This is a genomic window from Pseudomonas cichorii, from assembly GCF_019719005.1.
GTDB lineage: Bacteria > Pseudomonadota > Gammaproteobacteria > Pseudomonadales > Pseudomonadaceae > Aquipseudomonas > Aquipseudomonas cichorii_E.
In genome coordinates, this window is record NZ_JAIGPJ010000008.1 from 166,214 (window position 1) to 177,417 (window position 11,204).

The 11,204-nt window shown below is 56.6% G+C and carries 6 protein-coding genes; 3 read left to right on the forward strand and 3 right to left on the reverse strand.

Features of this window, described 5'->3' with window-relative positions:
* The first annotated feature begins 140 nt into the window (after positions 1-140).
* Positions 141-1,499, forward strand: coding sequence for a delta-60 repeat domain-containing protein (locus K5D32_RS09135; protein ID WP_221599965.1), 1,359 nt, complete (start codon positions 141-143; stop codon positions 1,497-1,499).
* A 196-nt stretch (positions 1,500-1,695) separates the two neighbouring features.
* Here the strand turns inward: K5D32_RS09135 and K5D32_RS09140 are convergent, their stop codons facing one another.
* Positions 1,696-2,634: an iron-sulfur-binding ferredoxin reductase gene (locus K5D32_RS09140; RefSeq protein ID WP_221599967.1), complete on the reverse strand. Its 939-nt coding sequence runs from the start codon at positions 2,632-2,634 to the stop codon at positions 1,696-1,698.
* 186 nt (positions 2,635-2,820) lie between these two features.
* Here K5D32_RS09140 and K5D32_RS09145 point away from each other — a divergent pair, with 186 nt between their 5' ends.
* On the forward strand, positions 2,821-4,344 hold the full coding sequence (locus tag K5D32_RS09145; RefSeq protein WP_198726044.1) for a fumarate hydratase: 1,524 nt from the start codon (positions 2,821-2,823) through the stop codon (positions 4,342-4,344).
* A 111-nt stretch (positions 4,345-4,455) separates the two neighbouring features.
* On the opposite strand, the gene K5D32_RS09150 is transcribed toward K5D32_RS09145, so the two are convergent.
* Positions 4,456-7,224, reverse strand: a complete 2,769-nt coding sequence (locus K5D32_RS09150; RefSeq protein ID WP_221599969.1) for an RHS repeat domain-containing protein — start codon at positions 7,222-7,224, stop codon at positions 4,456-4,458.
* Between the two features lie 102 nt (positions 7,225-7,326).
* Entirely contained in the window at positions 7,327-7,557 is a 231-nt protein-coding gene (locus K5D32_RS09155) for a DUF6124 family protein (protein WP_221528865.1), read from the reverse strand.
* A 536-nt stretch (positions 7,558-8,093) separates the two neighbouring features.
* On the opposite strand from K5D32_RS09155, the gene K5D32_RS09160 reads away from it, so the two are divergent.
* Positions 8,094-11,129 (forward strand): Tc toxin subunit A, encoded by a 3,036-nt coding sequence (locus K5D32_RS09160; protein WP_221599971.1) that lies wholly within the window; start codon positions 8,094-8,096, stop codon positions 11,127-11,129.
* Positions 11,130-11,204 lie beyond the last annotated feature (75 nt).

Here is an 11,204-nt window from a genome sequence, read left to right on the forward strand (position 1 = left end):
TAGGCCGCAGCCGCGCAGCGCATAGACCGTAGATACAGCTAGCTGTGGCTTTTTTATGGGGGCAACAAGGGGTATCCACTGTCATTTCTATCAGTAGACAAGCCCTTCGCGGTTCGATTAATTGCACCTTGTAAATCGCAGTGCCAGGAAGGCTGGCGATCACACCATGCAAGAGCTTTTATACCCCCCTCAAGGAGGAAACCATGAATACAAACACTCAACAACCCGCACTGGCAGCAGGTGACCTGGACCCAGACTTTGGTGAAAACGGCGTCATATTCACAAGCTTCGGTCCTGAAACAATCAATGCCACAGCGCTGGGAGTCAACATTGCTCCCGATGGCAAATTATTGATATCGGGGTATCGCGGCCAAAATGACTATGCACTGGCCCGCCTGAACCCCGACGGCACACCAGACCAGAGCTTTGGCAATGCCGGTTTCATAGTCGGCCAATTCAAACCGGGCCTCGAATCGGCCATCGCCGCAACCTTTGTCACGTCAGACCAGAAACTGGTACTGGTCGGGAAGGTTTACATCACTGACGCTGGAGACACTGATTACCGGGCGCTGACTCGCCTCAATCGCGATGGCAGCCTTGACACCAGCTTCGGCGACCAAGGCTCTGTCATCCTGGACCTGCCACTCGGTAAAGCCGCGTCTGTGTCCAACCGCTTTGCTCGCGATCCCGAAACCCTTCTGGACTCTTCCGGCCAGGTCAACGCCGTGCTTCAGGCGGACGGCAAGATCGTCGTCAACGACACGTTCAAGAATATCGCCGTTACTTTTCGACTGACCCCGGACGGTGCTCTGGACACCTCCTTCAATGGCACAGGTTATGTAACCCAGAGCTTTCCAGACGCACGGACCTGGCTGGGTCCCCTCTATGTGGAGAACGATAAAATCATCACAGCCGGTACTTATGTTAGCCAATCGACTGGCAATCGCCCTCTTGTGATTCGCTATAACGCAGATGGCTCGCTGGACAGCAGTTTTGGAGAAAACGGCATCTTCATCGCCCCGCCAGAAAGTACAGACTCCCATTCAAGCCAGCTTCTGGATGCATTCAGAGAGACCAACGGCAATATTCTGGGTATTGGCAGCACTAGCGTCTATCCCCTTAAAGCATTGATCATGAGTTTTGACAAAGACGGATCAATAGATCCAGCGTTCAACGGAGGCAAAGCGCTCTTGAGCGAAATCAGCCCTGAAGGCTGTCAATGGAACAATAGCATTCTGGACAGCAGTTCCGGCCTGAATGTCGTATGTGGCAACACGCTGGGGAGTGAGTTGGAAGTCATCGTCGGACGCATTGATAATCAGGGCGTATGGGACACTGACTTCGGTGGCTCCCAAGGCTGGGTCAGAGTCGTACCCGGAGTTGGATATACCCTTAACTATGATGTAACCGTGCAGAACGACAGCAATATCCTGGTAGTCGGCTCTTTTTTCCAGAGCACTGGCTTCCTGAAAGGCTTTGTCTTGCGGATATTGGGCTAAGGCTTTATGTCTGCTCCATCACGGGCTGCAAAGGCATCAGCCAGATACAAGGTAAAAGCATAATGTCATGAAGTGACTGGAGCCTTGGCGGCGACGTTTTTTCAAAATGGCTGCGCGGCCAAGGCCCTCTCACGATTATGACCCTGCCTACTTAGTGATAGCCCTACCGGATTCGGGTGATCGGACGGTGTATTCGTCACCCCTGCCTTACAAACACATCAGCCAGCATCTGACTACGGGGCAAGCCAGCCATGTAGAGCCGCCTGGCAAAAGCTTCGACACTCTCGGGGCTGCCGCAAGCCAGCGCCATGGCTTGCCTGGATAACAACCGCAACTCAGACAATGCACCTTGCAACTCATCGGCCACGACAAGCTGAATATGCAGATTGGCATGCCGCGCTGCCAGTGCCTGCAACGCCTCACGAAGGTAATGTTCGCAGCCGTCATGGGCCAGATGCAGCACATGAATCACGCCTTTGTGCTCCTGGCGCAACGCTTCACGCAATACTCCCCAAAGCGGGCCAAGCCCGGTGCCGGCAGCCAATAACAACAGCGGACGCTCCTGCCAGTCGGGGTCGTATTGCAAGGCACCGCCACGCAACTCGCCCAGCCTGATGACATCGCCCGTTTGCAACTGCCTTGCAGCATCGCAGAACGCACCGGGCAGGCGGCAGTCGAGATGAAATTCCAGAAAAGCGTCTTCGCCGGGCAGGCTGGCCAATGAATAAGGCCGGGCAATGCCACTGGTCGTCCACAACACCTGATGCTGTCCGGCGCGATAACGCTGAGGGCGTTCAGGCTCAAGACGCAGGCGCAGTACTGTCGGGCTCAGCCAGTCGCAACCCGACACGCTGGCAGGCAAGCCGTCGCGCACGGGGTCGAACACTTCTACACTCAGGTCTTCGACCACCCGGCACTGGCACGCCAGACGCCAGCCTTGCTGACGCTTGTCCGCAGCCAGCGCATCGGGTTTATCATCCGCAGGTTCGCCCTGCACGCAGCGCACCAGACACGCATGGCAACTGCCCGCCCGACAACTGTAAGGTACGGCAATGCCCGCCTGATTCAGGGCATCGAGCAGATTACTGGCCTCAGCCACCGGCCAGTGCCGGTCGCCGACATGTATTTCAGGCATCGGAAAGTTCCAGGCCCTGCGCAGAAAATATGCGCGATTGTACAGGTTGACCGATTGGGCGGGTTATACTGCCGCGCCTTTTTGCGCCCGCTACGGCTACCCTGACAACTCTGGCTCCTGCCGCTGTGCCAGATGTCCGCCGATAGCGTAATTGAATGTTCCCGTCCTTACAGAGGAGCGCGCCGCATGACCGTGATCAAGCAAGACGACCTGATTCAGAGCGTTGCAGACGCACTGCAATTCATTTCCTATTACCACCCCGTTGATTTCATCCAGGCCATGCATGAGGCCTATCTGCGTGAAGAGTCCCCTGCTGCCCGCGACTCCATCGCTCAGATCCTGATCAACTCGCGCATGTGTGCAACCGGTCATCGTCCGATCTGCCAGGACACCGGTATCGTCACCGTGTTCGTGCGTGTCGGCATGGACGTACGCTGGGATGGCGCCACCATGGGCCTGGACGACATGATCAACGAGGGCGTGCGTCGCGCCTACAACCTGCCTGAAAACGTCCTGCGCGCTTCGATCCTGGCCGACCCGGCTGGCGCTCGCAAAAACACCAAGGACAACACCCCGGCAGTCATCCACTACTCCATCGTGCCGGGTAATACCGTCGAAGTGGACGTCGCGGCCAAAGGCGGCGGCTCGGAAAACAAATCGAAGATGGCGATGCTCAACCCGTCCGACTCCATCGTCGACTGGGTACTGAAAACCGTTCCGACCATGGGCGCTGGCTGGTGCCCGCCGGGCATGCTAGGCATCGGCATCGGCGGCACCGCCGAGAAAGCTGCGGTCATGGCCAAGGAAGTGTTGATGGAGTCCATCGACATTCACGAGCTAAAGGCCCGTGGCCCGCAAAACCGTATCGAAGAAATGCGTCTTGAGCTGTTCGAGAAGGTCAACCAGCTGGGCATCGGTGCTCAGGGCCTGGGCGGTCTGACCACCGTGCTCGACGTCAAGATCATGGACTACCCGACCCACGCCGCTTCGTTGCCGGTGTGCATGATCCCCAACTGCGCCGCGACCCGCCACGCGCACTTCGTTCTGGATGGTTCCGGCCCTGCTTCCCTGGAAGCGCCGCCGCTGGACGCCTACCCGGAAATCGTCTGGGAAGCAGGCCCGTCGGCCCGCCGCGTCAACCTCGACACCCTGACGCCGGAAGAAGTGCAAAGCTGGCAGCCGGGCGAAACCGTCCTGCTCAACGGCAAGATGCTCACCGGTCGCGACGCTGCGCACAAGCGCATGGTCGAGATGCTGAACAAGGGCGAAACCCTGCCGGTTGACCTTAAAGGCCGCTTCATCTACTACGTTGGCCCGGTTGATCCGGTACGCGAAGAAGTGGTTGGCCCTGCTGGCCCGACCACCGCAACGCGCATGGACAAGTTCACCCGCCAGATCCTTGAGCAGACCGGCCTGCTGGGCATGATCGGAAAATCCGAGCGCGGCCCGACCGCTATCGACGCGATCAAGGACAACAAGGCCGTGTACCTGATGGCCGTCGGTGGCGCTGCCTACCTCGTGGCTCAGGCGATCAAGAAATCCCAGGTCCTGGCATTTGCCGAACTGGGGATGGAAGCGATCTACGAGTTCGAGGTCAAGGACATGCCGGTCACGGTCGCCGTCGACAGCAAAGGCGAATCCGTCCACATCACCGGCCCGCAGATCTGGCAGAAAAAGATCAGCGACAGCCTGGCGGTGGAAGTGCAGTAAGTCTGGCTGACGTACTGAAGAAACCCGGCGCAATGCCGGGTTTTCTTTTTGTGTTTTGGCTCTTTCGCGAATGAATTCGCTCCTGCACACCGCAGGCAAAGAGTGCAGGACTCATGGATGAAATTGCCCCCACGATTGCAGCCTGGAAGTAATGTTTTTTCTGGACAGAAAGACGCCAAGGGCGGCAACGGAGTCAGCATTTCGTCGAAGAAGACTTGCCCTGACGGCAGGGTCACTCAAGCGTTCTACCTGGATGTCCTGTTCACTGTTCACGGCCAACAGTTTCATGAGCTCGTCTTTCTTTACCAATCCATTCTGCGCAAGATCCTGGATACGGGAAAAGATATAGGCATTATCCCTTCCCTCTGCTAAACGGTACGAAGACATCGCCAACTGATCAAGATGAGCGTTCAATTGCTTTCTATTCAAGCTGTTCTGGGTTTCTCTCGTTAACGTCGGGTTCAAATAGGCAAAGTCCTTGGTGTTTTCTGGTTCCAGCACATGAGTGAGTTCATGACTGACAATGAAAGCAGCCCCCAAGGCATGCTTCTTAAACCATGTGTCCGACAGGAATATTCTTTTATAAGGATCCGTAGGCGTCACATAAGCCTGCCCCATGGACCCCGTCACCACAGCAAACTGGTTATACCTTTCACCTTCCTTATAGCTCTGCACGATATGGCTCAAGGATGTGTAATCCTCTGCCAGACTCGGCAGATGGTTCAGCGACTCAGCCCCCATGGTCACAGACACAAGCTGCTTTAAATCTTCCCCCGGAGTAGACGCCTTGAATTCGGAAATCGCGCCTTCATAGGAAAGCTGCGCAAGCTCCAGAGTCTGTTCAATCGTGGGTGAGTCAGGTGATTTCCACTGTGCGATCTGTTCACGTCCCCGGGCCACAATCGACTCGTTGCGGCTTTGGGATTTCTGCTCATATTTATCCCCGATCCCCTGATAAGGCACAGGAACCAATCCGTCCTGATCGAGCTTGCAGACGGGGCTATTGTCGACCATCCGATAGCGGTTCAAACCACCTGCCGCACCTGCCGGGTCTGGATTGAGCCAGCGTTGCAACCACGGCGCGTAATACCTGAAACCGTAGTAATACAATCCGCTGGCATCGCGCTCCTTGCCTGAATACCTCACGGTCTTGAACTTCGCTTCTACAACACTGCACGCTGCCCACCATGAAGTGCCGCCAAACGGGTAGTAGCTTTCCTGGCTGATCAGGGTGCCTTGCTGGTCCAGTTCCAGAGTGCTTGAGCCCAAGTGATCACTCAGGCTGTAGCGGATTTGATCGTTGGCGATGCCGCTCGGTTGGCCTGCCTGCCAGTGCAGTACCCGACTGTTTTGAGCCGTGATGACGTGCAGGATTTCACCATCTGCGGTGGTGTGGATTTCCAGCCCCGGCAGGTAGCGAACCTCATTTTTCAAGGTACGGCTTGAAGTGATGGTGCTGTTGATCTTGCGGCAACGCTGGCCCTGCCCGTCGTAGATATAGCGCTCCTGATCGCTGATTCTGATAGTGCGAATCACGGTGGAGATTTCGTGCAGTTGATTGCGTGCATCCCACTCCAGCGTTTGCCCGCGTACCAGTTGCAGCAGATTGCCGTTGGCATCGAAGGCTTCGTTGAAATCGGCATCTACCTCACCTTCGGGCAGGCTTCGGTTGCTGTTCGTGGCGACGCCCATCGTGCGCGTGAAACCCTGCGCACCCACATGGCGCATCTGCAACAGATTGCCTACCGAGTCGTAGCTGTAACTCTGGGTGTAGTTGCTGATCCGGTTCGGGTCGGATGGCAGGTTTTGCTGAGCGGGCAAGGCCGGGCCATGGCTGGCACCGGTGTTGATCTCACGGCCTGTGGCCTCGATCAGTTGATACAGCGTGTCATAGCGGTAATGGTTGATTGGCTCAGTGCGCTGGTTGGCGAAGTAACGAATCGGCTGGGCAGCCTCTTCGATCTGCAGGATATTGCCGACCGGGTCGTAAGCGTATTGGAGATTCTGCAATGTCGGGCTGCCAGCACGTATTTCCAGCAAACGACCGTCATGTGCATCGTAGAAAGAGCGGCTGACAACGCCATTGCCCGCCGTTTCCTGCTCGACCTGATCGAAGGCGTTGTAGCGGATATCGCTGACCAGCGCCTGCGCCTGTGTGGCACCGGCCAGCATCAGATCGACAGCTTTCAATTGCCCGGCCACGGTCTGTTTGAAGGACTGCACATGGCCCATGGCATCGGTCTGCCGGAGCGTTTCGCCCACGGCATTGAACGTCCATTGTGTTTCCAGGCAGTTGCTTTCCAGCAAGGCATCACGCCCGGCTTCATCCTGCGGCCAGTGCGGCGTGTCCACGGCTTGCAGAAAATGCCGGGCTTCGATAAGTGCCGCGCCGCGCACGCCATAGTCCGGTAAATGCCGTGTGCCAGCCGTATCGTCATGGCGTATCAACTGATTGCACTGGTTATGATCAAAACCATCCGGCCCGCCATAGCCAAAGCGTTCGGTCACCTGGCCCTGCTCGATGATTGCCTGCGGGCGCAACACAGAATCGTACTCAATCTGACGCAGCGTACCGCGACCGTCCCATCCCTCAACGATCTGCCCCGCCTGACCCAATAACCCAAGCCGCCAACCGGCATCGACACTGTCGGTGGACAGTGACTGGCCGCTGAGGTTGTAAATCGTACTGAGGTTGGGCAGTGCAAGACGCGGATCGCGCTGGCTGACAAGCCGACCCGCAGCGTCATAGGCCTGATAAGTCACTTGCTCATCGAGAGGCTGATCGGGTTCGCTGCGCAATAACGCAATGCTACGTATCGGGAGGCCACGCGGGTCGATAACGACCAGCGTGGGGGTGTGAGCATACAGCCTCATGTTCATCCGCAAGCGTCCCTGTCTGCGACATGAAATGAGTTTAGTGCAGAGAAACTGGCCAATGTGGCCGGGCGTCGAATGGTGTCTGGTTCTTTCGCGCCGGGATATCTACAAACAGGCTATCGAGCGATCCACCATGGCCTTGGCCATTTCCGCCAGATGCAGCACCGAGAAGGCCAGATCACGGCCTGCGCCCTGAGCGCTGTCGCCGGACTCATAGGCCGTGGTGATGATGCAGCGCAACAGGTCGCAAGCGTAATTGAGCGCCTCTTCCTGATTGACGGATTCGTTGACGATAAACAGAGCGGTGGGTGGGTCGGGTATGACTTTATCGAGCATTTTTGCAACTCCAGCAGGGTATGAAGGAGCCGTCACTTAACGCTACCAAACGATTAAGGTGGCGGCCGAACGCAAGTTGGTAGACCGGCTACTGGCACCCGGCGCATCCGAAGATGCCATGCGCACGGCCACCATAAAAATGCAGGGCGAAAACACTCGCCTCGCGGAGGTGGCACATTGCGCCAGTATGGGACAGGCCTACCAAACCTGATCGCTGATTTTGCAGCGACCGGGGCAGCCTAGAGGCCTGAATCACGTGGCGCAATAGGTTGGGATTTTCTCGGAAATGTCCTTCAAGGGAAAGAGAGGCATCCTGCCATTTAGGGCAAAACATCAGTAATGTGAGCTGCAAAAAGCCATCCCCTCTATAACAAAGCGCTCATTTATCACCAATCAAGATATGCGTCTTAAAGAACAGCTAACCCACTGTTTTAATTTTAAAAACTCAAACATCCCCACTCCCACTGTCATTTCTGTCAGATGACAAACACCCGGTATTGAAAAAAGCTGTCAGTTATCCAGCAGGGAGCACTGACATGACCGACCAACCCTTTTCTCTATTACGAAACCTCGCCAAGGCCGAAGCATCCACCCCAGAGCGCACAGATGGCAAAGTGGCTTTTGTCAGTGCCTTGCAAGAGATGGGGATTACGTCGGTATTCGATATTGTGCGCCGCTCCAAACCCGCCTTCGTGCGAGAACTCGCCAGGCTGAGCGACGCCAACGGTGAACTGGCGTATGAAAACGCCCGTTGCTACGCCACCCAAATCGTCCGGCTGTACCGCAACCAGCTGGTTTCGTCCGGGCGCACACAGACCATCACCAGCCGCACCGGCGTTCGCTCGTTGGTGGAGATCGGCCCCAGCTTCCCCAACCTGTTCAAAGAAAACTGGGACCTGTTCTGCAAGGTCGGGGCGATTGAAGCCAAGGACTCACCGGCGGCGTATCTCACATCCCTGTACAGATTTGCCCTGGAAGAACTGGAGAACAGTACTCCGGAAACGAACCGTATCAAACTCCAAGACCGCCGCCCGGACCTGAAAGACCTGTTGATCGACCACCAAAACACCTTCACTCCGGTGCCTACGCTACAGATCGTCAACCAGGTGCTGACCAAAGCCATCGATGCGTATGTCGATACCGTCGAGGGAGACAAGGACAAGACCATTTATCAATTGGTGGCGGAAAAGAAACATCCCTTTCTGTTCCCGTACAACTTTCACCATAAGCAGATCACCCTGGGCCTTGGGGGCAAGAAGCCGAGGCTGGGTGAACTGAATTACCGTGTCAGCCTTGAGGTCCCTGCCACTATGGCGGGGACCAGCGCCTATGGAGCACTGCAACACAAAAGCGCCATTGCGCAGGTGATGATGAGCGGGTTCAGCCCCGAGCAACAGGCAATCGTACTGGCCCCTGCCCTGCCGCTGGAACCGCCGCCAGCCGAAACCGCAGATGACGCGCAGGATGATCAGGAAGACCTGCTGACCATCACCCGTTTTTTCAAAGCCCATTACGGTGTCAGTTATATCCAGGGAGCGGCCAACGCTCTGGATTCGCTCAAGGTGTTCATCGAGAAAACCGGCCTGAACAGTGATGCAGTCGAAGCCCTACTGGCGGTGCACAACTATGCACCCTATGCATCGCCGAATGTCCTGACGGCAGGACACAACGCCATCGAACCTCAGGCGAGCGCTGTCAAATACGGGGCCTGCTATGTCAATGGTCCGTCTGATCAGGCACCGCTGGGTTTGAGCAGAGACGACAAGGGCAACGCACGACTGCTCAACACCAGCGTGGACCGCTTCGACCGCCTGCAACGCATGATCCGCCTGCAACGCTGGATGGATATTCCCTTTGCAGAACTGGATACGCTGATCATGGCGGTGATTCGCTCAGAGGGTGCCGAAAACACTGCAGCCATATTGACGCAAAACGTCTTGCGAGCCCTTGGTACCTATCGTTACCTGCGCAGCCGCTACACCCTTGAGCCTGAAGAGTTTGCCGCGTTCCTCCATGGACTGAGCGCTTATGCCAATGACGGGCATTTGCCGATGTTCGACAAGGTCTTCAATAACCCGTCGTTGTTCGACACGCCCCTTGTGCTCAATGGCGCAAGGTTTTATCTCAACAGTACAGATAGCAATAACAACAGAACGCTTGCCCAGATATGTGCCGGTCTGCAATTACCCCTGACTCAGGACGATCTATGGCAAGTAGCGATGGATACCCGCGAGCTTATCGGTGCCGCGCCTCAAGACCTCATACGCAACTCAAGCATTATCTCTTCACTGTACCGCCAGACCCGTGTCGCCTCTATGTTCGGCCTGGCAGCCAAAGAAAGCCGGGCGCTGATTGACCTGCTGGGCGGTGAGCCGTACCGGAAAAAAGTCGTGACCGGCAAGCTACGCGCAGCGGCTGACGATACAAACGTAGAACCCGACATTCTCGATATTCTGATGCAACTGGACTGGGCCATGACCTGGCTCAAGGACACAGGGCGTGATATTGCGACCCTGCGCCGTCAACTGGGCATCGACAGTACGCAAGCTGCCATACCGCAGAGCCTGATCGATCAACTCAACCAGTTGGCCACAGAAACCCGCGATGCCGCACTGACTGCTGCAAAGCTTGACCTGCTGAAGCTGCCTGCCAAAGACAATGCCGGCACGGCCATCGATTGGTCGGGCAACATACTGAAAACATTGATTGACGCAACCGGGCTGGTCATGGCCCAGGCATTGAGTCTGCTTGACGACCAGACGTTGGTCATTGCCGCTGCGCTGGAAGCGAAACTAAAGCCCATCAACCTGGAAGAATCAGAGAAAGCCGAGGTGACCACGCGGTTGCTTGAGTTCATTCTCAAGGGCTATTTCGTCCAGCACCGCCTGATGGAAGGCTTGCTGCAAACCAATGCCGGCTTGCCGCTGGACCGCAGCGAAACCGTCATGCGCTGGGCGGGCAGCAGCGCCGACACGTTTCTGGGTCAGTTGTTGAGCGCCACCGCTGACGCGCCATTGAGCCTGCCATTGAGTGCGCCCGGCCTGGCGTTGATCGACGCCCTGATGACCCTGGTGCGCTACGCAGAGGCCAATCAACAACTGGGGCTAAGCGCTCAGGCGTTGCGCACTTTTCTGGTTTATCCCCAATGGCTGCACGCCACTCTCAAGACACCACTGGAGCTGTCGCTCACAAGCTTCTATCTGTTGGATCGCTATCGTGACTGGCGCGATAGCGGTGGACACCCTGAAACAGCGCTGCTCGGTTATTTAAGTCGAGCCAATGGTCTGGAAACAGCCAGGGCGAGCGAGCTGGCGCAACTGTGCGCCAACCTCCTGGCTGCGCTCTCTGGCTGGAGCGCTTCCGAGGTTCTGACTGCCAGTGCGTTCCTGACCGCTCATGGAGGTATTGCCATCTCCATGCACGAAGTGGACTGGATCAACCGGATGCACAGCACCAATGCGCTGACCGGGCTGGCAGCCAACCAGATTCTCAACGCCACGAACCTCACCTCTGATAGCGAACCTGAACTCTGGAAAAACGTCGGCATAGCCGTCATGGCGGCCAACCGCTGAACACTGAACGAATGGATTTTCATCAATTGCCAGGGAAGCTGCACATTATGTCTCGCTCCATTGAAAGCCAGCTCA

Excerpts from the sequence above, each read along its gene's own strand:
- K5D32_RS09140 (WP_221599967.1), bottom strand. The coding sequence starts at position 2,634 with ATGCCTGAAATACATGTCGGCGACCGGCACTGGCCGGTGGCTGAGGCC.
- K5D32_RS09145 (WP_198726044.1), top strand. The coding sequence starts at position 2,821 with ATGACCGTGATCAAGCAAGACGACCTGATTCAGAGCGTTGCAGACGCA.
- K5D32_RS09155 (WP_221528865.1), bottom strand. The coding sequence starts at position 7,557 with ATGCTCGATAAAGTCATACCCGACCCACCCACCGCTCTGTTTATCGTC.
- K5D32_RS09150 (WP_221599969.1), bottom strand. The coding sequence starts at position 7,224 with ATGAACATGAGGCTGTATGCTCACACCCCCACGCTGGTCGTTATCGAC.
- K5D32_RS09160 (WP_221599971.1), top strand. The coding sequence starts at position 8,094 with ATGACCGACCAACCCTTTTCTCTATTACGAAACCTCGCCAAGGCCGAA.